The organism is Phaeobacter sp. JH20_29 (assembly GCF_048056175.1).
Taxonomy (GTDB): Bacteria; Pseudomonadota; Alphaproteobacteria; order Rhodobacterales; family Rhodobacteraceae; genus Phaeobacter; species Phaeobacter bryozoorum.
Window position 1 is genome coordinate 112,014 of the sequence record NZ_JAYMWO010000012.1, and the last position, 26,254, is coordinate 138,267.

At 61.4% G+C, this 26,254-nt stretch carries 25 protein-coding genes and 1 tRNA gene; 11 read left to right on the top strand and 15 right to left on the bottom strand.

Annotated features, from left to right (window positions below; all coding sequences use genetic code 11):
* Positions 1–58: 58 nt before the first annotated feature.
* On the bottom strand, positions 59–1,033 hold the full coding sequence (locus VWZ85_RS09345; RefSeq protein WP_416588007.1) for a DUF2332 domain-containing protein: 975 nt from the start codon (positions 1,031–1,033) through the stop codon (positions 59–61).
* A gap of 381 nt (positions 1,034–1,414) precedes the next feature.
* Here VWZ85_RS09345 and VWZ85_RS09350 point away from each other — a divergent pair, with 381 nt between their 5' ends.
* The 5 genes from VWZ85_RS09350 (at position 1,415) to VWZ85_RS09370 (ending at position 5,843) form a co-directional block, all read left to right on the top strand.
* On the top strand, positions 1,415–2,248 hold the full coding sequence (locus tag VWZ85_RS09350; protein ID WP_340546745.1) for a hypothetical protein: 834 nt from the start codon (positions 1,415–1,417) through the stop codon (positions 2,246–2,248).
* Entirely contained in the window at positions 2,245–3,312 is a 1,068-nt protein-coding gene (locus VWZ85_RS09355) for an endonuclease/exonuclease/phosphatase family protein (RefSeq protein WP_416588009.1), read from the top strand. Before VWZ85_RS09350 ends, VWZ85_RS09355 begins: the two co-directional genes overlap by 4 nt.
* Positions 3,313–3,450: 138 nt before the next feature.
* Complete coding sequence (gene leuB / locus VWZ85_RS09360; protein WP_340546743.1) at positions 3,451–4,554, top strand: 3-isopropylmalate dehydrogenase; 1,104 nt, start codon at positions 3,451–3,453, stop codon at positions 4,552–4,554.
* 212 nt (positions 4,555–4,766) lie between these two features.
* The gene (locus tag VWZ85_RS09365; protein WP_416538229.1) at positions 4,767–5,723 is read left to right on the top strand and encodes a DMT family transporter; all 957 of its coding nucleotides are present in this window, start codon (positions 4,767–4,769) and stop codon (positions 5,721–5,723) included.
* A gap of 43 nt (positions 5,724–5,766) precedes the next feature.
* A tRNA-Pro gene (locus VWZ85_RS09370) sits at positions 5,767–5,843 on the top strand.
* A 55-nt stretch (positions 5,844–5,898) separates the two neighbouring features.
* Here VWZ85_RS09370 and VWZ85_RS09375 read toward each other — a convergent pair.
* The 4 genes from VWZ85_RS09375 to hisS form a co-directional block, all read right to left on the bottom strand.
* Positions 5,899–6,561 (bottom strand): hypothetical protein, encoded by a 663-nt coding sequence (locus VWZ85_RS09375; RefSeq protein ID WP_416534599.1) that lies wholly within the window; start codon positions 6,559–6,561, stop codon positions 5,899–5,901.
* A 334-nt stretch (positions 6,562–6,895) separates the two neighbouring features.
* A complete protein-coding gene (hisG, locus tag VWZ85_RS09380) occupies positions 6,896–7,588 on the bottom strand; it encodes an ATP phosphoribosyltransferase (protein WP_340546740.1) in 693 nt (230 codons plus the stop codon).
* Positions 7,585–8,673, bottom strand: coding sequence for an ATP phosphoribosyltransferase regulatory subunit (locus VWZ85_RS09385; RefSeq protein ID WP_340546739.1), 1,089 nt, complete (start codon positions 8,671–8,673; stop codon positions 7,585–7,587). Before VWZ85_RS09385 ends, hisG begins: the two co-directional genes overlap by 4 nt.
* Positions 8,674–8,676: 3 nt before the next feature.
* Positions 8,677–10,164 (bottom strand): histidine--tRNA ligase, encoded by a 1,488-nt coding sequence (hisS, locus tag VWZ85_RS09390; RefSeq protein WP_416588012.1) that lies wholly within the window; start codon positions 10,162–10,164, stop codon positions 8,677–8,679.
* A 215-nt stretch (positions 10,165–10,379) separates the two neighbouring features.
* On the opposite strand from hisS, the gene VWZ85_RS09395 reads away from it, so the two are divergent.
* Complete coding sequence (locus tag VWZ85_RS09395) at positions 10,380–10,574, top strand: SlyX family protein (RefSeq protein WP_340546737.1); 195 nt, start codon at positions 10,380–10,382, stop codon at positions 10,572–10,574.
* A gap of 38 nt (positions 10,575–10,612) precedes the next feature.
* On the opposite strand, the gene VWZ85_RS09400 is transcribed toward VWZ85_RS09395, so the two are convergent.
* Positions 10,613–12,793 carry a heavy metal translocating P-type ATPase gene (locus tag VWZ85_RS09400; RefSeq protein ID WP_416588014.1) on the bottom strand — a complete coding sequence of 727 codons (2,181 nt, stop codon included), beginning with the start codon at positions 12,791–12,793 and terminating at the stop codon, positions 10,613–10,615.
* A 213-nt stretch (positions 12,794–13,006) separates the two neighbouring features.
* Here VWZ85_RS09400 and VWZ85_RS09405 point away from each other — a divergent pair, with 213 nt between their 5' ends.
* Positions 13,007–14,107, top strand: a complete 1,101-nt coding sequence (locus VWZ85_RS09405) for a CaiB/BaiF CoA transferase family protein (RefSeq protein ID WP_416588016.1) — start codon at positions 13,007–13,009, stop codon at positions 14,105–14,107.
* Positions 14,108–14,109: 2 nt separating this feature from the next.
* Here VWZ85_RS09405 and VWZ85_RS09410 read toward each other — a convergent pair whose 3' ends face one another.
* Complete coding sequence (locus VWZ85_RS09410; RefSeq protein WP_340546850.1) at positions 14,110–14,247, bottom strand: hypothetical protein; 138 nt, start codon at positions 14,245–14,247, stop codon at positions 14,110–14,112.
* Between the two features lie 129 nt (positions 14,248–14,376).
* On the bottom strand, positions 14,377–15,411 hold the full coding sequence (gene hemE / locus VWZ85_RS09415) for a uroporphyrinogen decarboxylase (protein WP_416588070.1): 1,035 nt from the start codon (positions 15,409–15,411) through the stop codon (positions 14,377–14,379).
* A 110-nt stretch (positions 15,412–15,521) separates the two neighbouring features.
* Here hemE and hemC point away from each other — a divergent pair, with 110 nt between their 5' ends.
* Positions 15,522–16,496, top strand: a complete 975-nt coding sequence (gene hemC / locus VWZ85_RS09420) for a hydroxymethylbilane synthase (RefSeq protein WP_340546733.1) — start codon at positions 15,522–15,524, stop codon at positions 16,494–16,496.
* Positions 16,497–16,560: 64 nt separating this feature from the next.
* Here hemC and VWZ85_RS09425 read toward each other — a convergent pair whose 3' ends face one another.
* From VWZ85_RS09425 to clpS, 5 genes are all read right to left on the bottom strand, one after another.
* Complete coding sequence (locus VWZ85_RS09425) at positions 16,561–17,400, bottom strand: GH25 family lysozyme (RefSeq protein ID WP_416588018.1); 840 nt, start codon at positions 17,398–17,400, stop codon at positions 16,561–16,563.
* A gap of 116 nt (positions 17,401–17,516) precedes the next feature.
* The gene (gene hemF / locus VWZ85_RS09430) at positions 17,517–18,410 is read right to left on the bottom strand and encodes an oxygen-dependent coproporphyrinogen oxidase (RefSeq protein ID WP_340546731.1); all 894 of its coding nucleotides are present in this window, start codon (positions 18,408–18,410) and stop codon (positions 17,517–17,519) included.
* A 33-nt stretch (positions 18,411–18,443) separates the two neighbouring features.
* On the bottom strand, positions 18,444–19,247 hold the full coding sequence (locus VWZ85_RS09435) for an SDR family NAD(P)-dependent oxidoreductase (protein WP_340546730.1): 804 nt from the start codon (positions 19,245–19,247) through the stop codon (positions 18,444–18,446).
* A 106-nt stretch (positions 19,248–19,353) separates the two neighbouring features.
* On the bottom strand, positions 19,354–20,346 hold the full coding sequence (locus VWZ85_RS09440) for a class I SAM-dependent methyltransferase (RefSeq protein WP_416588020.1): 993 nt from the start codon (positions 20,344–20,346) through the stop codon (positions 19,354–19,356).
* Positions 20,347–20,360: 14 nt separating this feature from the next.
* A complete protein-coding gene (gene clpS / locus VWZ85_RS09445; RefSeq protein ID WP_340546728.1) occupies positions 20,361–20,702 on the bottom strand; it encodes an ATP-dependent Clp protease adapter ClpS in 342 nt (113 codons plus the stop codon).
* An 88-nt stretch (positions 20,703–20,790) separates the two neighbouring features.
* On the opposite strand from clpS, the gene VWZ85_RS09450 reads away from it, so the two are divergent.
* The 3 genes from VWZ85_RS09450 to VWZ85_RS09460 all read left to right on the top strand — a co-directional run bounded on the left by VWZ85_RS09450 (position 20,791) and on the right by VWZ85_RS09460 (position 23,784).
* Positions 20,791–21,504 (top strand): HAD family hydrolase, encoded by a 714-nt coding sequence (locus tag VWZ85_RS09450; protein ID WP_416534605.1) that lies wholly within the window; start codon positions 20,791–20,793, stop codon positions 21,502–21,504.
* Positions 21,505–21,554: 50 nt separating this feature from the next.
* Entirely contained in the window at positions 21,555–21,881 is a 327-nt protein-coding gene (locus tag VWZ85_RS09455) for a hypothetical protein (RefSeq protein ID WP_416538221.1), read from the top strand.
* 322 nt (positions 21,882–22,203) lie between these two features.
* Positions 22,204–23,784 (top strand): D-alanyl-D-alanine carboxypeptidase family protein, encoded by a 1,581-nt coding sequence (locus VWZ85_RS09460; protein ID WP_416588022.1) that lies wholly within the window; start codon positions 22,204–22,206, stop codon positions 23,782–23,784.
* 81 nt (positions 23,785–23,865) lie between these two features.
* On the opposite strand, the gene ccoS is transcribed toward VWZ85_RS09460, so the two are convergent.
* On the bottom strand, positions 23,866–24,024 hold the full coding sequence (gene ccoS, locus VWZ85_RS09465; protein WP_024095921.1) for a cbb3-type cytochrome oxidase assembly protein CcoS: 159 nt from the start codon (positions 24,022–24,024) through the stop codon (positions 23,866–23,868).
* Between the two features lie 43 nt (positions 24,025–24,067).
* On the bottom strand, positions 24,068–26,248 hold the full coding sequence (locus VWZ85_RS09470) for a heavy metal translocating P-type ATPase (protein WP_416588025.1): 2,181 nt from the start codon (positions 26,246–26,248) through the stop codon (positions 24,068–24,070).
* Positions 26,249–26,254 lie beyond the last annotated feature (6 nt).

Genomic DNA, 26,254 nt, shown 5'->3' on the forward strand with positions numbered 1-26,254 from the left:
GTATGGGCGGCTTTTTCCATGAGGCGGATCGCGGCCTAAAATCGGCAAACTCGAGGTTTCAACGATTTTCTGGCAGCCACTCGATCACCTGGCCATGCGGGCCGGTCCAGGCCAGCGGATGGCCATTCTGCGTCAGCAGAAACATATTGTCCCGCACCGGTCCCGCACGGTCCGCAAACTGCGGGAAGACGCGCGTACCCTCGTTGCTGATCCAGATCGCCCCGCTGTTCAACATCATTTCCGCGAAGGCGTCGCGCTGGCCCTGATCGGCAACATAAGTCACCACCGCTGTATGAAAGACGACAACCGTCGCCTCGGAAGGCGCCTTGGCAATTAGAGCAGGCAGATCCTGGGTCAGATCCCCGGCGACAATCGCCGGAGGAGCCTTCCTGGCGACGGCGATAGCGGCGCGCAGCCTGTCGAGGCGCGACTGATGTTCGGGCCATATCAGGTGTTCGAGCCAGCGGACATCCGCCTCGCAATTGACATCAAGCGGGTTCAGATCCAGCCCCGCGCGCCAGATGATTTCGGGATGCGCCCGCGGCAAAGGTGTACCGGGTGACGCATTGCAGATCATCACAGGGGCACGAACCCCGATTTGCTGCGACGGCGGCAGCTGATAACGTTCCCAATCATAGCCATAGTAGTCCGGCAACAGACAAAGCCCTGCGGATGCTCCGACCTCAATCAGGGCAATCGGTCCCGTGATCTGGGCCAATACGGGCAACAGGACCGCACCGCGTCCCGGCTCGTTCGTCTGGGTTGTCCGGCACAGCATCACGGCTGCGATATCATCCCCCTGCTCGTGGATTGCCCTATCCAGCCGGTCATCGCATGGGATATCGCCTGTAACCGAACGCAGTGCCGCGAACAGCAGATTCGGTTGCTGGCGATCCGCAGGGAGCGCTGACAGGAACGCCAGACAGCGCGGAGAGCGGGCCACCTGCAATGCAAGCCGTTCGTAAATCAGCGACCGACCTGCCGCCTCCACCTGCGCGAATCTGGTGTAACGTGCGGCAATCTCGCTGGTCATGGCTCCCCCGGTCAGATCGGTGCGGCGGTTGTCAGTGCGCTGACTGGACTGAGCTGCGTCCCCTCGTCCCGTGAAACGATTCTGCTAGCCCTTTACGGCTGACATTCCACAATATCTTGTGAAGAAGTCGATAAGCCATTGTTTTCATTGCAACTCAAGATATGCAACTGATGCAAACCGGCACCAGTCTGCGACCCAAAGTACACGGAAGGATCCCAAATCACGTCATCAAACTTGAGCAAATTCCCGCTGACAGGCAGAAATAAGGCAGAAATGAGGCAGCGCTCGGCAACAACGTTTCACCAAGAAACGACTCCGAGCATCAAGTTGGAACAACGGCACGGCAATGCACCGGCCAGTCCAGTTTGAAGGGATCGAAGCGTGATTGCACGGATTACAGGCGCGGCCATCCGCGGCATCTTTGTTGCATTGCTGATCGCAATGCCATCGCTGTTGTTGCCGGATACGGCAACCAGATCACCGGAGGTGATTGCCCTTCTTGCGATCCTCGCAGCGGCGCTGACTTTTGCCGAATATTTCTCAAGCTACCCCAGTTTCGTCGAGTTTCGCGAAGCCCCGCCGCTGAACCGAATGCGGTTTATCGCCTTGGCGCTGATTGTCATTCTGGTCAGTCTGCTGGCGCGCCACCCGATCGAGGCAACAGCCCTGACGTCGCTGGTGCATGGGCTGGCGTCCTGGTTAGGAACTACGCTGGATTTTGCCTTTTCCCCCGTCCAGCTTATCGGGTTGATGATGCCAGCGCATGTGGAGCCTGAACTGGTGACCCGGGTGATGGCAGCGGCAGCGCTGACCTATATCGTTGCACTGCTTGCGATCACTGGTTTTGCTTTGGCGATCCGGCTTTATGACTGGCCGCTCGGTAATGGGCCCTTCAACGTCTGGACAAATCTGCCGCTCTTCGACCCGACAACCGGCGGCGATGTGGTCGAACGACTGCAACGGGATGCGCGCATCAATATTGTTGGCGGGGTGCTTTTTCCCTTTGCGCTTCCGGCCGTTGTGAAACTGGCCTCGGGCCTGGTCGATCCCGGTCTTTTGTCCGCCCCGCAGACGCTGGTCTGGGTCGTCGCCGCCTGGGCGTTTGTGCCTGCCTCCATGGTGATGCGCGGTCTTGCCATGCTGCGCGTCTCCGACCTGATCGCACAGAAGCGCCGCGCCGCTTACGCCAGTTCCGAGGCGTTGCAGACCGCATGAGAGCGCTGGCCACCCTGCTGTTGGCCGCCCTCTTTCCGCTGATTTGTCATGCCCAGCCCCAGGTCAAGCCACTGATCCGTATCGCCAGTTTCAACACCGAGCTGTCGCGCAAGGGGCCGGGTTTATTGCTGCGCGATCTACGCCGCGGCGAAGATCCACAAATCACCGCCATTCTGGACAGCCTAAGTGCGGCAGAGGCTGATATCCTGCTGTTGCAGGGCATTGATTGGGATCACGATGGTCACGCCATCGCCGAGCTGCGCGATCAGCTGGACAAACGCCTGCCCCGCTATGATCACATCTATGCCCCACGTCCCAATAGCGGGGTGCACACCGGGCTGGACATGGACGGAGACGGGGAGCCTTCGACCGCCCGGGATGCGCAGGGCTATGGCCGGTTCACCGGACAGGGCGGGCTTGCGTTGCTGTCGCGGTTTCCGATCCTGCATGCCAAGGCGCGCGATCTCTCCGATCTGCTGTGGTGGGATCTTCCCGGAGCCATCCTTCCTGCCCACCCCGATGGTCGTCCGTTTCCCAGCCCACAGGCGCTAGCGATCCAGCGCCTGCCAAGCACCGGCCATTGGATCGTCCCGATCCTGTTGCCCGATGGTTCTGAACTGTCTGTCCTGACCTTTCAGGCGACACCGCCGCTGTTTGACGGCCCTGAGGGTCGTAACGCGTTGCGCAACCGGGATGAGATCCGGCTCTGGCAGGTGTTGCTGGATGGCCGGCTTGGCCCCGTTCCCGCCGAACCCTGGGTTATCGCGGGCGGTGCGAACCTTGATCCCGACCGGGGGGCTGGCTATCGGCAGGCCATTGCAGATCTGCTCCGCGACCCAAGGCTACAGGACCCGCGCCCGGTGGATCAGACCGGAGGCGCGGAAACCGTAAACTGGGGCAGATCCGGCCGTATGCGCGTAGACTACATCCTCCCGTCACAGTCTGCGCAGGTCGTCGCCTCGGGACTGATATGGACCGAAGACATCGCGGATCGGTATAGCGGTTCTGAGCGCCCTGCCAGCCGTCACGCTCTGGTCTGGACAGATTTGCAAATCCAGAACTAAGGTCACGGCAACAAGATGGCGCAGGAACCGCCCTCTCAGCCATAAAAACAAAGCGATGGCGCGCTATATGCGCCCGGAACATTGACCCACGGGCGATGTGCCGTTACCCCCGGCTGCAAGCTTTCAAGGAGTATCCCTATGTCCAACCCATCGATTCTGATTCTGCCCGGCGACGGGATCGGCCCCGAAGTCATGGCCGAGGTCCGCAAGGTCATTACCTGGTATGGCGAAAAGCGCGATCTACAGTTCGATGTGAGCGAGGATCTGGTCGGTGGTGCCGCCTATGACGTGCACGGCAAACCGCTGGCGGATGAGACCATGGCAAAGGCGCAAGAGGTCGACGCTGTCCTGCTGGGCGCCGTGGGTGGCCCGAAATACGACGATCTCGACTTCTCTGTGAAGCCGGAGCGTGGGCTGCTGCGCCTGCGCAAGGAGATGGATCTCTACTCCAACCTGCGCCCGGCGCAGTGCTTTGACGCGCTGGCGGATTTCTCCTCTCTGAAGAAGGATATCGTCGCGGGTCTCGATATCATGATCGTGCGCGAACTGACCTCCGGCGTCTATTTCGGCGAGCCGCGCGGCATCTTCGAAGAGGGCAATGAGCGCGTCGGCATCAATACCCAGCGCTATACGGAGTCGGAGATCGAGCGCGCCGCCCGCTCTGCGTTCGAACTGGCGATGCGCCGGAACAAGAAACTCTGCTCGATGGAAAAAGCCAACGTGATGGAATCCGGCATCCTGTGGCGCGAGGTGGTGACCCGCGTTGCTGCGGACTATCCCGAGGTCGAGCTGTCCCACATGTATGCCGATAATGGCGCCATGCAGCTAGTGCGCGCACCCAAGCAGTTTGACGTGATCCTGACCGACAACCTGTTCGGTGACATCCTGTCCGACTGTGCTGCTATGCTAACCGGCAGCCTGGGCATGTTGCCCTCTGCGTCCCTTGGCGCACCGATGGCCAATGGCCGTCCGAAAGCGCTTTATGAGCCGGTTCATGGCTCCGCCCCGGATATCGCGGGCCAGGGCAAGGCCAACCCGATCGCCTGTATCCTCAGCTTTGCCATGGCGCTGCGCTACAGCTTTGATCAGGGCGCCGAGGCTGATCGTCTTGAAGCGGCGGTCGAAAAAGTTCTCGCTGATGGCCACCGCACCGCCGACCTGCTGGGCGAAGAAGGCGTATCGCCGATCAGCACCTCGGACATGGGCGATGCGATCATCGGCGCCCTCGACGCGAGCCTGTAAGGTTTCGGTCCATTGATCAGCGCGAGGGCCATATCGGGCCCTCGCAGCACCGTAGCCAGCCCTCGCCGGACCTTCATATCCGCGGTGCAGGAGGCCGGCGAACCTAGGGCGTGCGGCTCCATGCGCGCGAACGGGTTTTAGTATTTTCCTGATAATGTTAGCGCTATAGTGCAAAAGCTCCCCCGCCCTGTTGCGCTTAGTCGGATTGTCCCATGAACATAAAAGCCGCCCTGCTTGCTCTTTTGGCCTATGCGATATTTTCAACCCACGACGTGGTGGTAAAGGTGCTTGGCGCAGATGTGTCGCCGATTCAGCTGGTGTTCTTCAGCAGTCTTCTGTCATTTCCGCTGCTGGTACTGATGCTGGTCAAGGATGCAACCCAAGGCCACCTGCGACCGGTCCACCCCTGGTGGATGACGGCACGGTCGGCGACGATGGCGGTGATTCCGGCCAGCGCCTTTTATGCGTTTTCAGAGCTGCCGCTCGCCGAGACCTATGCCCTGCTATTTGCCACGCCGCTTCTGATTACACTGCTGTCGATCCCGATTCTGGGCGAACGTGTCGGCTTGCCACGGCTGGCGGCCGTTGTGGTCGGGTTCATCGGCGTTATGGTGGTTTTGCGCCCTGGTGCGACCAGCTTTGGCCTCGGTCATGCGGCGGCGCTCTTCGCCGCACTCTGTGCGGCCTTCCAATCGGTTGTACTGCGTAAAATCAGCGCCGACGAACGCCGGGTGGTATTGATGATCTACCCGATGCTGATGACCTTTGCGGTTATGGGCCTGGCTCTGCCGCTGGTCTACGTCCCGATGGATGGCGTGACCTTCAGCGGGATCGCGGTCGTCGCTCTGTTCGGGTTTTGCGCGACCCTGCTGACGGTCAGCGCCTATACCATTGGCGAGGCGGCGATTGTCGCCCCCATGCAATATTCACAGATCATCTGGGCAACGATATTCAGCGTGGTTCTGTTCAATGAAAAGGTCGACCTGATGACACTGGTCGGTGCCGCGATAATTATTGCCAGCGGCATTTTCATCGTGTTGCGCGAAGCGTTTGGCGGGCGTTCGCATAACACCCCGGTCCTGCGTACCCGGACCCGTGGGTACACGGCTGGCGGCACCAATGTGTCGCTCATGCTGAAACGGCAAAGCCCGGAGAAACCGGCGGAATAGGGCTTGCATATCCAGCCGCTGCCGTGTAATTCCGCGCCACGGTCGGAGCGTAGCTCAGCCTGGTAGAGCACTGTCTTCGGGAGGCAGGGGCCGGAGGTTCGAATCCTCTCGCTCCGACCAAATATAAAGGCGCCCTGGGGCGCCTTTTATGTTTTTCGGGCTTGGTCTGAACAGGTCAGCCGCCGTTTGTCGCAAAACACATGAAGAGGCCGGCTCCTCCGGTCATCGCAAGCGCCTCCATCGAGCAGCCGCGCGAGTCATGCGCCGCATTCCAAGATGTATTGCCGCCACCATGCCGGTCATGATGCCCAACCGTTGCACTGCCCTCGCCGGAGCTGGTCCAGTTGCTGCAAGTTTTGTCGCCTTCCATCCACGGGAAATAGGCCGTGCCGTCAGCCATGGTCCCTGTCAGCAGGTCATGAACATTTGGCTTGTCACCACGCCCGTTCACCAGATTGCCGTTTTCATCCAGCCCTGTGGATTTGACGATATTCGGATTGAGGTGCAGCTCATCAAGGTTGGCGGCAATCTGCACCCCTTTGGCGTTATGCCAGGGGCCGCTTCCGATCCGGTCACGTGCCGAGATACCACGCTTGCCCTCTTCCTGGGTACTGAGATAGGCGCGCCAAGTTTTGCCAGTGACGCCTGCCGCCTCGGCGAGATTGGTGCAATGGGCGTCGGCACCCTCAAGCCCACCCAGATCGCCGCCTTTTCCCGAACCGACGCTGGTCACGAAGAAGCTCATGCTGGTGTCCTGGGCGAGTGCCGCCGGGCTGGCAGCTAATAGCAGCGGAATAGCGGTGAGTGCCGCTTTGGCAGCGGCTTTGGTTGATATCATATCTATCTCTCCCTGTTGATCGGACAAAGAGAGGCGAGATGCACAATACTGAGATCACGCAAACAGGCCCTCGCCCCCCGTGTCCAAGTTATTCAGGTAGAGGCCGACGGAAGATTTTCAAATGAGCGGTTGGCGGCGCCGCTCGCGGGAGATGCACATCTGCGTGATCCAATGGCGCGCAAGCCGTCGCGCCGCCGGTAAGCGATCCTAACCGAACCCTCACCACAAAAGAACAGAGAGGCCGCCACGGGGTGCGCGGGCGGCCTCTCGGAGGCATGTGCAGACATGTGGCTCTAACCCGCCCGATAGGCCCGCCGACGTTGGCGTGCCGCAATCAACCGTGCAGACGTTTCAGAAGCTCGCTCAGAGACGCTTTTTCACCAGCGCTGTATTTCGCCACGCGGCTGCGCCAAAGTGTTGCCTGCGACCGCAGGATCAGCCCGTCGGACATCAGCTTCAGATGGTTTGCCCGCAGGGTCTCCCCAGTTGATGTGATGTCTGCGACCATTTCGGCGGTCTCGTTCTTGACGGTCCCTTCGGTCGCGCCCTGGCTATCAACCAGCTGATAGTCCGCAACACCGGCATCCATCAGGAATTCCCGTACCAGGCGATGGTATTTCGTGGCGATCCGCAACCGATGGCCGTGTTTGGCCCGAAACGCCGCTGCGACCGCGTCCAGATCGTCGATGGTCTCGACATCCACCCAGATCTGCGGCACAGCAAGGATCAGGTCAGCGTGACCAAAGCCGAGGCCTGCAATCTCTTCGACCTGCTGTTCCCAGAGTGGTAGTTTTTCCTGCACCAGATCAGTACCGGTGACGCCCAGGTGAATCCGCCCCGCTGCGAGTTCGCGCGGCATCTCACCGGCAGACAGCAGCACCAGATCAATGCCGTCGATCCCATCAACCGCACCGGCATATTCACGATCCGACCCGGTACGCGACAGGATGATACCGCGTTTGGCAAACCATTCGAAGGTTTTTTCCATCAGCCGTCCCTTGGACGGCACACCAAGCTTCAGGCTCATGATTGTGCCCCTTCCAAGAGCAGCATCAGATCAGGACGAACGACGCCGCCGACGGCGGGGATCTCTGCTCCCTGCCCCAGCTGCCGTGTCAGCGCGTCATAGCGACCGCCGCTGGCAATCACCGGCAGATCGGGTCGCGCATCGGCGTAAAACCCGAACACGAAACCATCGTAATACTCCATTGATGTCCGCCCGTAGGAGGCTTCGAAATCAAGGCTGTCCACATCGATGCCTCGGGCTTTCATCGCGGCTGTCCGGGCGTCCAGCCGGTCAAGCGCCGGGTTGATCGCTGGCAGATCCACGGCGATATCGCGCAGCTGTTCCGAGGCATAGGGGATAGTCTCCCGCACCGCCATCAGCGCCTCAAGCGCGGCCAGCTCGTTCTCTGCAATCGGCGGGGCGGCTGCATCCGCACGCAATGCATCGACGCGCGCATCCACCTCCGCCGGGCGGCGTTTGCCAATCGCAGGCACTTGCCCGGTCAGAACGCCTTCGGTCGACAACAGCTTGCGACGGCTTTCGGCGACAGGGACGCGGCCAGCAAACTGGTCAAGCATCGCCCGGAACCGGCGCGGCCGCCAGATGTGGCGCATGAGCGCAGCCTTGCGCAGCCTGGTGGTGTTGAGCCCCTCCACCGCAGCCATCAGGATACCGATATCTCCTGTAGCCGCACGCACCGGCAAATCACGAAGCTGGAGCGCAATCAGCGCAAAAACTTCAGCATCAGAACCGGCGGCATCGTTGCGTTCGAATACCTCATAGCCAACCTGAAGATATTCATTGGCGCGATCCTCGTCATGTTCCTGACGGCGGAACACATCGCCCGCATAGGTGTAACGCGCCGGTTCGGCGCCATGGCTCATGTGCATCTGCACCACCGGCACGGTGAAATCGGGGCGCAGCATCTGTTCCCCGCGCAGCGCATCGGAGGTCACATAGGCACGGGCGCGAATGTCCTCGCCATATAGATCCAGCAGCGTTTCGGCAGGCTGTAGAAATGGCGGCTCGACCACCCTTGCCCCGGCGGCCTCGAAACTCATGCGCAGCCGCGCGGCCAGCGACAGAGCGCTCAGACGATCCCCCATCGTTCAGCCCTGCCCTGCAAGGATTTCGCGCACCTTGGCGACCAGATCACCGCGTGGCACCTCAAACTGGCTCGGACGCTCTTTCCACTCTTCGAGGGTGGCGTTCTCGGCAATCTGCGCGCCGAGGATCAAATCCTTGATCTGCACCACACCGCGATCTTTTTCCTCGCCGCCTTCGATCACCGCTATGGGCGAGTTGCGCTTGTCCGCGTATTTCAGCTGGTTGCCGAAGTTCTTGGGATTGCCAAGATAGACCTCAGCCCGGATGCCTGCATTGCGCAGCTCGGCCACCATGGTCTGGTAATCCGCCATACGCGCCTTATCCATCACCGTCACCACAACGGGACCGGTGGTCTTTGCCTCGATCCGGCCTTTCTCGCGCAGCGCGGCCAAGAGCCGATCAACACCGATGGAGACGCCGGTCGCCGGGACTTCCTGACCCGTGAAGCGCTTCACCAGATCGTCGAAACGCCCACCGCCCGAAACCGAGCCGAACTGCCGTTTACGGCCCTTCTCATCCAGAATCTCGAAGGTGAGTTCGGCCTCGTAAACCGGGCCGGTATAATAGCCGAGGCCCCGCACGACCGAAGGGTCGATATCGATGCGGTCGGCGCCATACCCACCAGCGGCCAGCAGATCGCCGATCTGCTCCAGCTCGGCGACCCCCTCCGCGCCAATCGCACTACCCCCAATGGCGGCGCGCAGGTTGGCAAGGGTCTTGGCGGCGTCAGCGCCCTTGGAGGTCAGGAACGCCAGCACGGGTGCTGCCTGGTCATCGCTTAGGCCAACGCCGTCGATGAAGGCACCGGAGGCATCAAGACGCCCCTTGGTCAGCAGCTCACGCACACCAGCCTCGCCCACCTTGTCGAATTTGTCGATGGTGCGCAGCACGTCGTCGCGTTTGCTGTCGCCCGCCTCAAGGCCCATCGCCTCAAGCACGCCATTCAACACCTTGCGGTTATTCACCCGCACCAGATAGTCACCGCGCGGAATGCCGACGGTTTCCAGCGTGTCGGACAACATCGCGCAGATCTCGGCATCGGCGGCCATGGAGGCGGTTCCAACGGTATCTGCGTCGCACTGGTAGAACTGGCGATAGCGGCCCGGACCCGGTTTCTCGTTGCGCCAGACCGGCCCCATCGCATAGCGGCGGTAAGGCGTCGGCAGATCATTGCGGTGCTGGGCATAGACCCGTGCCAGCGGAGCGGTCAGGTCGTAGCGCAGCGCCATCCAGTCGCCGTTGCCGCTTTCGTCATATTCCTGCCAGGCAAAGACACCCTCGTTCGGGCGATCGACATCGGGCAGAAACTTGCCCAGTGCCTCGACTGTTTCCACCGCCGAAGACTCCAGCGCATCAAACCCGTAATGATGATAGACACCCGCAATGGCCCGCAACATCTCGCTGCGCTGGCTCACCTCTTCGCCGAAATAGTCACGGAAGCCCTTCGGCGTGATCGCCTTGGGGCGGGGCTGTTTCTTGACTTTGGCCATCTTGGCCTCCTCGGGGTGTCAAATGGGTCAGATACTCGCCCGGCGGTCTAGCCCAAGGGCGGCCCAACAGCAAGGCGGCAGAGCGCGCAGGCCCTATGGCCGTGCCGTTGTTGCCTGATCTCCATGCAACCCAAAGCGGCGGCGTTGGCACAACCGAGCATGGACCCTGCACGCAACTGCCCCTATGACAGCGGCAGACCCGAAGGGAGAAACCGATGCAACATCTCGAAGAACAGATCGCCCACCTGACGCGCACCGTCGATGAGCTAAGCGATGTGGTCAACCGGCAGCAATCCGAGATTGACCGGCTGACCCATCGTGTCGCCATGCTGTTTCAGCGGGAAGCTTCACGCGAGCAGGACGGTGGCGGCGGGGTTGTCATTGGCGACGAACGTCCTCCGCATTATTGATCTCTCCCTCAGTCGGCGCCTGTCGCCCACGCCTGTGCTTAGCTCTCCTTCGACGTTGGCGAGGGTCTGAAAGACAGCAGCCGCAGCGCATTAAGCGTCACCAGGACCGTGGCGCCAGTGTCGGCCAGAATCGCGATCCACAGGCCCGTGATCCCCAGAACCGATGTCACGAGAAACACGCCTTTCAGCCCCAGTGCCACGGCAACGTTCTGGCGAATATTCGTCAAAGTGGCGCGCGACAGGCGAATAATGCCGATCACATCGCTGACCCGGTTGCGCAGGATCGCGGCATCTGCGGTCTCAAGGGCCACATCCGTGCCAGACCCCATCGCGACACCAACCTGCGCTGTCGCAAGCGCGGGCGCATCATTGATCCCATCGCCGACCATCATGACCTGACCGCGCTGTGTCAGCTCTTGCAGGGCCGCTACCTTGTCCTGCGGCATCAGCTCTGCACGGTGATCAATCCCCAGCTGGCCGGCGATAGCGGCTGCCGTGCGGGCATTGTCCCCTGTCAGCATCGTTGCGGTGATCCCCATCTGTCGGAGCGCGCGCATCGCTTCCACCGCATCTTCGCGCGGCTCGTCCCTGAGCGCGATCAATCCATATAGAACCTCGTCGCTGAACAGGGCGACAACGGTCTTCCCCTCGGCTTCAAGCTCGGCAGCCTTCACCATGGAAGCCTGCGCCATCACACCTGTTTCTGCGGCAAAGCGCGGCGATCCGACGGTGATGACAACCGACCCGAGCTTGGCAGAGGCCCCCTTCCCCGGCACCGCGTGGGCTTCCTGCACCGGCGGAATATCTACCCCGGCTTCGACAGCTCGAGCATAGATCGCCTCGGCCAGAGGGTGGCTCGACTCCCGCTCGACCGCTGCGGCGAGTTGCAGAACGCTGCCCTCACTGCCCTGAACCACAACGATATCGGTGACCTGAGGTCGCCCACAGGTCAGCGTGCCTGTCTTGTCGAATGCAACATCTGTGGTGCGGGCGGCGGCCTCGATCACTGCGCCCCCTTTCAGAAGCAGACCATGGCGCGCACCGGACGACAGCGCCGAAGCGATGGCAGCGGGTACGCTGATCACCAGGGCACAGGGACACCCGATCAACAACAGGGCAAGGGCGCGGTAGATCCATGTGTCCCAATCCATCGCGAAGACCATCGGCGGCACCAATGCGACCAGCAGCGCGATACCCACGATGATCGGCATATAGATCCGGCTGAAGCGGTCGATGAAACGCTCTGTCGGCGCACGGGCGCTTTCTGCCTCTTCCACCAGCCGGATAATCCGCGAAATGGTGTTGTTGGCTGCGGCGCGGGTCACCCGCACCCGCAGCACCGCCTGGGTGTTGATGGATCCGGCAAAGACTTCGGATCCCGGTTCCTTGAGGCTGGGCACGCTCTCGCCCGTCACCGGACTTTCGTCGACGCCCGAGATACCGTCGATCACTTCGCCATCCGCAGGCACGCGGTCACCTGGGCGCACCACGACAATCTGCCCCTCCCGCAGGCGATCTGCGGCGATCTCCTCCAGGGTGTCACCACCTTCAAGCAGCGCCGTCTTTGGCACCAAATCCGCAAGCGCCCGGATACCATCCCGCGCCTTGTTGGCAGCAAGGCCTTCGAGCATCTCACCCACGGAAAAGAGAAACACCACCAGTGCCGCCTCTTCGGCAGCACCGATAAACAGGGCGCCAATCGCTGCGATCGACATCAGCATTTCAATGGTAAAGGGCATCCCCGCCCGCAGCATCGCAAAGGCACGCCGCGCCACAGGAGCCACTCCGATCAGGGTCGCCAGCATGAACGCCCAGAGACCAACCGTAGGCGATGCCAGCAGCTTAATGCTCCAGGCCAGCGCCAGCAGCAGCCCCGTCACCAGCAGTAATTGCCCCTTGGCACTGTGATACCAAGGCGGGGCCACTGCATCGGCGGCATCGGCGTGCTGTACGCCGCCACGGCAGGGCGCAGAGGTGCCAGCTGGTGCAGTGCTGCTTGCCGTGACACCAAACCCCAGCCCGCGCACCGCCTTCTCGACAGCCATCACCGAGCCTTGGCGTGGATCAAGCTCCAGGCGCAGCCGCTCCGACATCATGGCGACCTCGACGCCGCTGACACCCGGCAGTCGCTCAACCGCGCCACGCACCTTGGTCGCGCAGGACCCACAGTCCATTCCGGTTACCCGCCACTCCAGCTGCTCAATCGCATCCCTAGCCATTCCAATGTCACCTTTTTTGTCATCACATCGTGTCGGCTGCTTATGTAATTGCTACAGCAGCTGGAGCTTCAAGCGCTTTCTTCAGAAAAATCTGATCCGAAAACAGCAGTATTCGGGATGTGCCGCAACGGTCTTCTTGGGGCCGGGCAGAAAGCCGCTAGGCTGACAGCAAGGTCGCGACATCATCCGACATTACCCGACAGGAGGCCCGCCATGCTGACAGGAATTCGTGTAATCGAGATCGAAGGGCTGGGCCCTGCGCCCTTCGCCGCGATGATGCTGGCGGATCTTGGTGCGGATGTCATATGCGTTCACCGCAAAGGCGAGGGCGCGGGTTTGATGCCTGCACATCCGATCATTGATCGCGGCAAACGCTCCATCACGCTGGATCTGAAATCGCCGGCTGACGTCGATACGCTGCTGCATCTCGTCGAGACTGCCGATGCGCTGGTCGAGGGCTTTCGACCCGGTGTTATGGAGCGGCTGGGGCTGGGGCCGATCACATGTCACGCCCGCAACCCCGACCTAATTTATGGGCGTATGACCGGATGGGGGCAGGATAGCCCCTTGGCCGAAACCGCCGGTCACGACCTGAACTATATCGCGCTGTCCGGGGCGCTTTGGTATGATGCAACGCCCGGCACCCCTCCCCAGCCACCGGCAACTTTGGTGGGCGATATCGGCGGTGGCGCGCTTTATCTGGTCGCGGGTATTCTGGCAGCGCTGGTAAGGCGCGAAACCCGTCACGGCGACACGCCAGCCGGATGCGTCGTCGATGCCGCGATTTACGATGGCTCGGCCCATATGATGAACCTGTTGATGACATTGCAGCAGGCCGGACAGTTCAGCAGCCTGCGTGGGAAGAGCCTGCTGGATGGGCCGCATTGGAGCCGCTGCTATGTCTGCGCCGATGGCGGGTACATCAGCGTGCAATGTCTGGAACCACAGTTTTACGCCGAGTTTCTGTCGCGCCTCGATCTGAGCGAGGATGCCCAATTCGCCCGGCAGCACGACAAAAGCCTCTGGCCGGTGCTGGGCGCAAGGCTGGCCGGTATCTTTGCCGCGCAGCCGCGCGACCACTGGGACAGGCTATTCAAGGGCAGCGACGCCTGCGTGGCACCGGTATTGTCACCCATCGAGGCAGAGGCACATCCGATGAACCAGCGCAGGACCTGGGTAACAGCTGAGAATGGCCTTCAGGCCGCTGCGGCGCCAAGGTTCTCTGGTCAGGACAGCTGGGAGGTCCCACCGGCCCCGGCACGTGGCCAGCACACTTCCGAGATACTGGCGGAGCTGAGGCAACGGCAGCGCTAGGATCAGCTGTCTTTCTTGGCCTTCTCCGCCGCTGCTTTCATCCGCGCCAGGAGTTCGGCTTTGGTTTCGCGCGCACCATAGGGGTTCTTGGCGCTGCCCTTGGCATTATGCTCCTGATGACGCGGGCTGTTTTTGCCCATTCTGGGGGCTCCAGATTTCTTGTAATCCATCGACTTGCCCTTTCGGCGTGAGTGGAAAACGCGCTGATGCCGCAATTGGCCTCAGCGCGCAAGACGAACATGATCGCCGGACAGCTCTGTTCAGCCCGGTCAGCTGCCGCGCACCGCGTCGATCATCCGTTGCACATTGTCCGGATCGGCGTCCGGGGTGATCCCGTGGCCGAGGTTAAAGATATGCGGCCCCTTGCCGAAAGCTTTGACGATACGGTGGGTGTCATCAATCAGCTCCTGCCCCCCCGTCACCATATGGCGCGAGGCAAGATTGCCCTGAACACAGCCGTCAACCTGCACATTGGCCGCCGCCCATTCGGGGTCAACGGAGTTATCAAGCGCCACACAATCGACACCCGTCGCCTTGGCAAAACCGACATATTTTTCCCCCGCCTCACGCGGGAAACCGATCACAGGAATTTCGGGATGGCGCTGTTTCAGCGCGGCAGTGATCTGGCGGCAGGGAGCCAATGCGTATTTCTCAAACGCCTCGCCACTCAGCGATCCTGCCCAGCTGTCAAAGATCTTGACCACTTCGGCACCGGCTTTGATCTGCATCGAGAGATATTCGATCGTCGCCTCAGTGATACGGTCCAGCAGCGCCTCAAACAGCGGATTGTTTTCCTGACGCAGCAGATGCGCAGGCCCCTGATCCGGCGTGCCGCGTCCCGCGATCATATAGGTCGCGACGGTCCAGGGCGCTCCGGCAAAGCCGATCAGCGTGGTTTCGCGGGGCAAGGCAGCCGAGAGCAGCCGCACGGTTTCATAGATCGGGTTCAGCGTCTCATGGATGTCGCTGACCGGTCCCAACTTGGCAAAATCGCTCTCCGTTGTGACCGTCGACAGGCGCGGCCCCTCGCCGGTCACGAACCAAAGATCAGCCCCGAGTGCCTGCGGCACCAAGAGGATATCGGCAAACAGAATCGCTGCATCGAAACCGTAGCGACGGATCGGCTGCAGCGTCACCTCAGTCGCCAGTTCCGGATTATAGCAGAGCGACAGAAAGTCGCCGGCCTCAGCCCTGGTGGCGCGGTACTCGGGCAAATAGCGGCCCGCCTGGCGCATCATCCAGATCGGCGGCACATCCTGTGTCTCGCCCGCCAATGCGCGCAGCAGCTTCTTCTGTTCGGCCATGATCACCCTCATATCTGTGTTGCATCTGAGGTCTAGCCTTGGCGGCAAATTGTCAAGGGCAGCAGGACCGGTGCTTGTCATGGCATTATGTCGCGATTAAGGGTCGATATATGACACAGATCGATCTGCCCTCCCCCGCTTCGCCCCTGAAAATCGGCACCCGCGGTTCGCCTTTGGCGCTGGCCCAGGCCCATGAAACCCGCGCCCGGCTCATGGCCGCCTTCGATCTGCCACAGGACGCATTCGACATTGTCGTGATCAAGACCAGCGGTGACAATCAGGCGCTGATCGCGGCAGATAAACCGCTGAAGACATTGGGTGGCAAGGGGCTGTTCACGAAGGAGATCGAAGAGGACCTGCTGTCCGGTGCCATCGACATTGCAGTGCATTCCATGAAGGACATGCCCGTAGCGCAGCCTGCGGGGTTGCTGCTGGACACCTATCTGCCGCGTGAAGACGTGCGTGATGCTTTCATCTGCGCCAATGTCTCATCCATCGCGGAGCTGCGCGAAGGCGCCGTTGTCGGCACCTCCTCACTGCGGCGGCGCGCACAGCTTCTGCATCGGCGTCCCGATCTCAAGGTTGTGGAATTTCGTGGCAATGTGCAGACACGGCTGACCAAACTGCGCGATGGTGTGGCCGAATGCACCTTTCTGGCGATGGCCGGGCTCAACCGTCTTGGCGCCGATCAGGTTCCGGCAACCGCCATCCCCCCAGAAGACATGCTACCCGCCGTCGCCCAGGGTGCCATTGGCATTGAGCGCCGACAGGGCGATAGCCGTATCGGTGATATGCTGGCGGCTCTGCATGACCGCGAGACCGGGCTGCGCCTGACCGCCGAGCGCGCATTTCTTGCCGCGCTGGATGGCTCTTGCGAGACCCCGATCGCTGGTCTTGCGACGTTGGAGGGCAACAGCCTGAGGCTGCGCGGCGAAGTCCTGCGCCCTGACGGATCGGAAGCGATCAATGACGATCAGACCTGTGCGCTCGAAGACGGTGCGGAGCTGGGCCGCGAGATGGCCGCGAAACTTCTGGCGCAAGCCGGAGCGGGCTTTTTCGACTGGAAGCACCAGGATCGGCAGTAGAATGCGAGGCGCTGCCTCGCGCTCCGGGATATTTTGAGCCAGAAGATGGCCCGACCGGTGCAGCTCAGATCTGCCCCGACCACCGCAGCCAACGCTCTGGCCCGCCGCCAAAGACGTTGAGGTCGACGTTGCCAGCGATCCCGGGCACGCGTCCGGTGCCGGTATATTGCCAGAACCGCCAGAGCGCACCGGGATAGGTGACATGCGGGTGATCCGCGACCGAGCGCAACCAGAACTCAGTATCCCGCAGGCGGCCGATGCTGGTCTCACGGTAGAAATCCACCGTCGTGTAGAGCACAGGCCGCTGGCCATAATGCGCTTCCAGAAGGTCCAGAAACCGCTTTGCCTCCGCCCGCACCCTGGCGCCGGAGGGACGTTTGGTGCAGGTGCGAGAATGTGGCGTCCACTCCATGTCCAGCACATGCGGCAGGGCCGCGCTGTCGCGGGGGACATGACGGATGAACCAGCGCGCCTGTTCCGCGGCCGGGCGGCAGAAGTAGAAGTAATGATAGGCGCCGCGTTTGACGCCCGCCTGTCGTGCGGCACGCCAGTGATCGCGGAATTTCGGATCGGTGAGATCACCGCCTTCAGTTGCCTTCAGATAGGCAAAGCTGATGCCTGCAGCCCGAACCCGGCGCCAGTCGATGTCCCCCTGCCAGCGTGAGACGTCGATGCCATGGATGGGGTACGACCATGGCGTGCGCCCGTCCCAGGGGTGCGGATCGCTGTCGGCGAATTTAGGGTGGGTGATCAGCCGCGCCCGCGCCGCGGCAAGGCTAGCGGTGGTTTCTCCGGGCTGAACCGGCTGGCCTATTGGCGGTGTCGGTGGCGCAACCGGTGTTGTTCGGCCGCTACAAGCGGCAAGGACCATCATCCCTGCAAGCACCCACCAAAATCTGCTCATCCCGACCTGCCCGATCTCTGCGATTTTCGCTTTGGTTCAGTAAAGCCCGCCAGCCCGTTCAGAGCAATGATCAAGACAGCGCGCCCGCGCCATCAGCAGGAGATCGCGCGCCTTGATCAGACCCATTTCGCCATCGGCGGCAGGCTCATCAGGACGGCATTGGCGTCATGGCCGGTCTCCAGGCCGAATTTGGTGCCGCGGTCATAGACCAGATTATACTCGGCATAGAGGCCGCGATGGACCAGCTGGACGTCTTTCTCCGCTGCGCCGAATGCCATCGGCCTGCGTTTTTCGACCAACGGCAGATAGGCAGGAAGGAAGGCGCGGCCAATATCCTGCGTCAGGGCGAAATCCGCCTCCCAGTCGCCGCTGTTGCGGTCATCCATGAAGATGCCGCCAACCCCGCGCGCCCTCTGCCGGTGAGGGATGTAGAAATACTCATCCGCCCAGGCCTTGAGCTGGGGATACAGCCCGGCGCCATGGGCCGCCAGATGCTGTTCCTGCATGCGGTGGAAATGGGCGGTGTCCTCATCGTATTCGATACATGGATTCAGGTCGGACCCCCCGCCAAACCACCAGGCATGCGGGGTCCAGAACATCCGCGTGTTCATATGGACCGCGGGGGCATGAGGGTTCTGCATATGTGCCACAAGAGAGATGCCAGAGGCCCAGAAGCGCGGATCGTCCTTCATCCCCGGAATGCCCTTGCGCGCCGCCATGGCATTCTGCGCGCGCTCACCCAATGTGCCGTAGACCTCAGAGATATTCACGCCGACCTTTTCAAAGACGCGACCGCCGCGCATCACGCTCATCAGGCCACCACCGGCATCACTGCCATCCTCGGCAGAGCGCGTGGTTTCGCTGACCTCGAAACGGCCGGCAGGCTGATCACTGAAAGGGCCGCTGGCATGGCTGTCTTCCAGCGCCTCGAAGGCGGCCACAATCGTATCACGCAAGGATCTGAACCAAGCTGCCGCTCGGGCTTTTTCGTCGATCATTTCAATGCTCATCTGGTCGCCTATATGCGCAAAGGTGAAAGCCGCTTAATGGACCGGCACCGCGACAGTGTCCAGCAGCGTGCGGCCACCGTCCAGGGTAACGATCTGGCCGGTCATAAAAGCCGCCGCGTCAGAGGCCAGGAACTGCGCCGCCTCGGTCAGTTCACTGGGAGAGGCAATACGCCCCAAGGGGGTATGGCGTTCGATATCCTGCCGATAGGCGCGATTATCCTTGAGCGTCGCCTGCATCGACGCGCTCATTACAGAGCCGAACGCAATGGAGTTGACCCGGATCCTATGAGGGGCCAGCGAAACCGACAGCGACCGGGTCAACTGATCAAGCGCAGCCGAGGCCACACAATAGGCCAGCAGTTCCGGGTGCGAGCGGCGCGCGGCGATGGATGACAGATTGATGATGGCGCCATTGGGCCCGCCATTGTCGCGTTGCTCACCCTGTTTGATCATCCGCCGTGCCACCTGTTGCGACAGGCGCATGGTCGGCAACAGCGTCTCGTTGAGCAGCAGCTCCATCGACTTGTCTTCCGGGTCCAGCGGATCGGTCGGCACCACCTGCCGTGCGCCATTGACCAGGATGTCGATATCGTCGAAGGCATCAATGGTTGCCGACAAAAGATTGGCAATGGTCAGCCGTTCCCGAAGGTCCCCGGCAAAGTACCGGATATTGCTTTCATCCGCTTGCGTGCCAAGCTCGCTCAGCAGCGCCGCCTCATCGGTATCGGCAAACATGACATTGGCACCGGCTGCTGCGAATTGTTTGCCAATGGCAAGACCGATGCCACTGGCCGAACCGGTGACGATGGCCGTTTTGCCGGAAATGGAAAAAGACATGAATGATCTCCGTCAGGATCCGGGGGGCGCCACGGCACCAGCCCGTTTTTCAGCAACCTAGACTGCCGACAGAAACAAGGGAACCACCCTTTGTGTTTGGTCGTTGTCAGCGACGGTGACGACGCGGTCGGCTGGCCCGCAGAACCTTGAACCGATTGTCCCCGGCGACCTCATCGACTGTTACGAACTGCTCGGTAAGCGTCGCCTCATAGGGCAGATGCCGGTTTGCAACAATCCAGAGCGACCCTGACGGTGCCAGCATACCGGACGCCGCAGTGATAAACGCCTGTCCGAGCGACGGTTCTGCCGTGCGCCCGGTGTGGAACGGCGGATTGGAGATGACGCAATCGACCCGTTCTGGCGCAGACCAGCTGCGGGCATCGGCCCAGTGGAAGTGGGCGCGGGGATCGCTGACGTTCTTTCGTGCGCAGCTGAGGGCATTATGATCGGCCTCAACCAGATGCAGCGCCGCCACGCCCTCGCGTTGCAGGATCGCAGCGGCGAGATAGCCCCACCCAGCCCCAAGATCGACCACATTGCGGCCCAGCTTCTCCGGCAGTGCGGCGACCAGCAGAGCCGAAGCCGGATCAATGCCATCGGCGGAGAACACACCGGGAGCCGTCTGAAAACCACCCTCGACCTGGGCAGCTGCGCCCTGCCAGTCCGCCAGATCGGAGTGCGTCGCGTCGAACCAGAACGCCTTGCCGTGTGCCTTTGATATCGGGGCCGACACTTCGGTGCGGGCACGCAGCGCCTTCAGCACCGAATCGACCCCATCGGTCTTGCCACCATCGACAAGCACGGGGCCGTCGCAGACCCCGGCGGCCTTGGCCAACAGCGCGCGCGCCAGAGCCTTCGCCCGTGGCAAGAGAACAACCGCTGCCGCGAACCGCTCGTCCGCAGGCAGTTCGGGCACGCAATCGTAGCCTTGGCCCGCCAGCGCAATATGATCGGGCGCAAAGGGTTGTACGATCAGCAGCCGCTCTTTTGGCAGCGCCGACAGGTCAAGGTCGGACAGCGGGTGAAACACAACGATGCGGCCGGAGTCGGGCATGGAAAATCCGCCCGTCTCGACGGCCAGGGACAGGCGAACAGACATCTAAAAGCCTCTTTTTATTCTTCTTTTTCCATCGTGCATTGCAACGGATGCTGATGGCGGTGGGCAAAATCCATCACTTGCCCCACTTTTGTCTCGGCGATCTCATGGCTGAAAACGCCGACCACCGCGACGCCTTTCTTGTGAACGGTGAGCATCACTTCGAAGGCCTCGGCATGGGTCATGCTGAAGAACCGTTCCAGCACCATGACCACGAACTCCATCGGAGTGTAATCGTCATTCAGCAACAGCACCTTGTAGCGCGGCGGACGCTGCGTTTTGGGTCGGGTCTTGGTCAGGACACCGAGATCGGTATCGTCATCTGAATGATCCGACATCATAACTGGCGTAGGCAGCATTGGCACAGACTTCCGATCGTGGATGGATTTTGATGTCCCGCTTATATAGCCTTTCTGATGGATAGGAAAAGGGATTGAGAGTGTCGGATTGACTCGAAAATTGACAACAATTGGCTTCGATGCCGATGATACCCTTTGGCATAATGAACGATTTTTCCGCATCACCCAGGACCGCTTTGCCGAACTGCTGATGGATCACGTTCCCGATGATCTCGATTCGCAGGCTTTGGGGGAGCGGCTGCTGGCAGCGGAAAAACAGAACCTCGGGCGTTATGGATACGGCGTTAAGGGGTTCACCCTGTCGATGATTGAAACCGCCATTGACGTGACAGAGGCCCAGGTGCCTGCCTGCGTCATACAGGAGCTGATCACCGCCGGGCAGATGATGCTATCCTACCCTATCGAGCTGTTAGAGAACGCGCGGACAGCGGTTGAAGCTCTGGCCGACAGCCACCGCGTAGTGCTGGTCACAAAAGGCGACCTGCTGGATCAGGAGCGCAAGCTGGCGCAATCCGGGCTGGGTGATCTGTTCGACGGGGTCGAAATCGTCTCGGAGAAGACGCCGCAGATCTATGCCGATATTTTCCTGCGCCACGGCGATGGCGCGGAGCGGGCGATGATGGTTGGCAATTCCATGCGCTCGGACGTGGTCCCGGCAATCGAGGCAGGCGGCTGGGGCACATATGTGCCGCATGGATTGATCTGGGAGGTCGAGTTTGCTCCGGCGCCGACCCATAGCCCTCGATACACCGAAATCGCGGATCTGGGCGCACTGCCCGCGCTGGTGGCCGAGATCGGCTGATCCGCGCTGTCGCGACTCTCGCCTTCATCACCTAACAAACGGACACACCAATGCCTCACGCCGAAATCAAATACAGCAGCGATCTGGATCTCGACATCCCCGCGATCCTGGCAGAAATCGAACAGGTCATCCTATCCCACGACGATGGGGCCGGTGATTGCAAGGGACGCGGCTATCCGACCGACGCCTATCATCACAGCCATGTTGTGGTGAAGGTCTCCGTTCTGGTGAAACCCCATCGCGATGCCGCGTTTTCCAACAGGCTGCTTGCGGCGTTGAAAACCGCAATCACAGCACGAATCTCCACCCCCTGCGCCTTTTCTCTGGAGCTGGCCTACATGGGCCCTTTCTACACGACAGGACCGCATCACCCCTGACAGACTCGCGGATTCAGCCCGTCATGCCCTGCTGGAATCGCTCAATGGGCGGCGTGTCGGCCGTGCCTTGTTGCAGCAGGGCACCAGACGCAGGCGTGCAACCGCCAATAGCACGCGCCGCGGCAATTTTTTTCGCTAACACTTCTTTAACCAACCGCCGATCTAGTGGTCATCATCGCTGCGCACCACTAGATGTCGAAGAGCAAACTCTGAACTCGATTTTTCCTTAAAAACCGGGCTGTTTATTCCAAAGTGACCCTGTGCTACGCTTTTTTAATACAGGCAAAAACGTCAGTCGGAAAACCGGCGACAAGAGGCAAAAATGGCAGATATCGTGCAGGTCAGGCGGACTCCGCTGATCCGCGCTTTGCGGGTGTATTCCCGTTTGGGGCGTTGGGTCTTGGGACTGGTTATTTTCCTATCGATGGTCGCAACTGCGCCGCCCAGTGCGATGGCAGCCCCCTATGCCGCGATGGTCATCGACGCCCGGACGGGCGAAGTCCTGCACTCCCGAAATGCAGACACCCGGCTGCACCCGGCCTCGCTGACCAAGATGATGACGCTCTATATTGCGTTTGAAGCCATTCGCAACGGCGAGATTAGCCTCGATACAGAGGTGAAGATCAGCCGTAACGCCGCATCCGAGCAACCGTCGAAACTGGGTTTGAAGGCCGGACAGCGCATCGCCTTTCGCTACCTAATTCGGGCCGCTGCCGTAAAATCCGCCAATGATGCCGCCACTGCCATTGGCGAGACACTCGCCGGATCCGAAGCCGCCTTCGCCCGCCGCATGACCCGCACGGCCAAGGCGCTTGGGATGTCTCGCACCACCTTCAAGAACGCCCATGGCCTCACCCAGAACGGGCATCTGTCCACCGCGCGTGACATGACCACGCTCGGGCGGCATCTGCTCTATGATTATCCCGAGTATTACAATCTGTTCTCGCGCCGTTCGGCGGATGCCGGTGTGCGCAACGTGCCCAACACCAACCGTCGTCTTCTTGCGGCCTATCGCGGTGCCGACGGGATCAAGACCGGCTACACCCGGGCCGCAGGTTTCAATCTCGTCGCCTCCGCAGAACGTGGCAACGAACGGATCATTGCCACTGTTTTTGGCGGCAAATCATCAACCTCTCGTAATGCCAAAGTCGCCGAACTCCTCGATCTTGGGTTTCGCCGCGCGCCAAGCAGCGCCAAATTGCGGCGGCCGGCGCGCCCGCCCTATCAGGGCAATCATGGTCTTGGCACCCAGCTGGCCAGCGCTGACGAACCGGCTGCCGTCGGGGCGGCGGGCAAGACCATTCGCGTCTCGGGTCTGGTGAAAACCAGCCTGCGCCCCAGACGCCGTCCAGGCGCCGCTGAACCTGAGGCCGCAACAGTGCTGGCCGAGGCTCAGACCGAGGCTGAGACCGAGACGACCACCAGCGAAATCCCTGCAGCAGAGGCACCGCCGAAGCTGGATCGCGATGTTCTACAGGCCAGCATCACGGCTGCCATCGCCGAGGCAGAAATCGTGGCGGCCGTAGCCGAACAAACGGCTGCTCCGATTGCCAGGCCACGCCCCTTTGTAGGTCTGCGCCCCATGGCCCGTCCCGCACGGCTGGCCACGAACCAGACCGCAGCCGAGCCGGAACCGGTGGTTGTCACCCGGCTCTCGACCTCGGGCGGGCGCTACTGGGGTATCAACGTGGGCCGCTACGGCAGCCGCTATCAGGCCGAAAAAGTGCTGCTGCGCACGGCACTTGCCGAAATGGCAACCCTCGATGGCAGCCTGCGCAAAGTTGTTAAGACACCTCGTGGCTTTGATGCCAATTTTCTTGGCATGACCAAGGAGAGTGCGGCCCTCGCCTGCCGCCGCCTCTCTGCCCGCAACATCACCTGCGAAACGGTCGGCCCCTCCTGAAGCGGGCGACAAAGCCAATAGGAAAAGGCGCCTTCTGGCGCCTTTTCTTTTGCAGGTCCATGCCGTCACTCGAGCGTTCAATCACGGCTTGGGGTGATCATCCCATTCGTCGCTGAGAATCCTGCGCGCATCACCTTCTGGATCGTCATATTGGTTCGAGCGCACCGTATAGAGAAAACCGACAAGTCCCACGCCCCCCAGGAAAAGGGAGATCGGTATCAGATAGGTAAGTACGCTCATCTTGGCTCTCTTGAATTGGCCTGCCGGTCGCCTGCGGTCATCATCAGCGCAGGCGCAACGCGTTTAGGGATACTGTAATCGACGATGTCGACATCGCCAAGGCAGCCACAAGAGGGGTCGCAAGCCCTGCCACCGCCAAGGGAACCGCGATCACATTGTAGAGTGTCGCAATGCGAAAGTTCTCGCGAATGCGTCGTGTTGCCTTCTGCGCGACATTACAGGCCTCGGCTATGGGGGCCAGATCCTGTCCCAGCAGAACGATATCCGACGCAACCCGCGCTGCATCCAGCGCCGAAGCGGGCGAAATGGACACATGTGCTGTCGCCAACGCGGCAGTGTCATTCAAACCATCACCGACCATCAGCACCCGGTGGCCCGCGCTGGAGAGGGCCGAGACCTGATCGCATTTATCCTGCGGCAAGGCGGAGGCCATCCAGTTCTGGATCCCGAGGCGGCCTGCAAGTTCGCTCACCGCTCCTTCAGTGTCACCCGAAATCAGCCAGACGTCCTTTCCCGCCGCCTGCAACGCTTCTACTGCCGCAGCGGCGCCGGGACGCAGACTATCCGAAAACGTCAAAGCCTGTGGCGCACCATCACCGCGATCAAGATAGGCGGCGGTCTTCTGCCCCGGCGCCGCGCCAACCCATGCCGCGCGCCCCAGACGCACCCGCTGCCCCCCGTGCTGCCCCTCGGTGCCAAATCCCGGCATCTCTTCCTGCCTTGTCAGCCACGCAGGCTCAATCCCGGCCTGTTCCGCAGCACGGCAGATTGCAACCGACAGCGGATGATCAGACCCCTGTGCCAGCGCATAGGCCAACCGCTGATCTGGCAGAGACAGCTGGTCGAAGTCATCGCATTGAGGGTTGCCATTGGTCAGCGTGCCGGTCTTATCGAAAACTACGATATCGACCTCAGCGAGACGTTCCAGCGCAGTTGCGTGTTTGATCAACATGCCTTTCTTGAACAGCCGCCCCGAGGCCGCAGTTGTCACCGCAGGGACCGCCAGCCCCAGCGCGCAGGGACAGGTGATGATAAGCACCGCAGCGGCAATATTCAGCGCCACTCGCATGTCGAAGGTAAAGAGATACCAGCCAAGGAAGGCCAGCGCGGACAGGATATGAACCCCGGGCGCATATAGCTTCGCCGCGCGATCCGCCAGCGAGGTATAGCGTGACCGCCCGGACTCTGCGATGGCGACCAGATCGGCAAGCTGATGCAGGGAACTCTCGGCCCCGACGGCGGTCGCGCGCACAATCAAGGGTCCGGTCAGATTGACCTCACCCGCCGAAACAAGGCTCCCAACTTCGGCAAAAACCGGCAGCGTTTCACCGGTGAGCAAAGAGCGATCCAGTTCCGACTGCCCGTCCAGGACGACACCATCCACAGGCATCCGACCGCCCGGGCGTACCAGAATACGATCGTCAATGGCCAGATCGGCAACGGCAACCTCCGCCGGTTGCCCGGCCTCATCCAGCCGCAGGGCGCGCGGGACCTCCAGTGCCGCCAGTTCCTCGGCCGCAGAACGCGCCACAGCGCGGGTACGATGGTCCAGATAGCGACCCGCCAGCAGGAAGAACGTCAATGTCAGCGCCGCGTCGAAATAGGCGTGTTCACCAGAGAGCGAGGTCTCCCACAGAGAGGTCACCAGCGCCAGGACGATTGCCAGAACAATCGGCACATCCATATTGAGCCGCCCCACCCGCAAGGCCTGCCAGGCGTTGCGAAAAAAGGGCTGCCCGGCGAAGAGGATCGCCGGGAAGGTGATCGCCGCAGAGATCCAGTGGAACATGTCACGGGTTGCATCGCTTGCCCCTGACCAGACCGAGACCGACAGCAGCATCACATTCATCGACGCGAAGAAGGCCACCGCCAGACGCATCAGCAGCTCACGTCCCGCCTGATCGGTCTCGGTCGCGCCCAACGCCGACAGGTCAAGCTCGTGCGCCTCGAACCCAAGCTGTTCCAATACTGGCACCAGATCAAGCGCACGCACCTCGGGATCGGCCTCAATCAGCGCGCGTTTCAGAGTGAGATTGACCCGAGCGCTCCGCACGCCCGGCACCGCATTCAGACCCCGCTCCACCGTGGAGATGCAGGCCTGACAATGAATACTGGGCAGCGACAGGGCCAGACGTGCCTCGGTCGGCGCCTGCTCAACCGCGCCGTTTGGCGCTGCGACGCAGCCGGGGCATGCGGCCAGTTGGGGGCCAAAGGCGGTGCTCATGGCCAG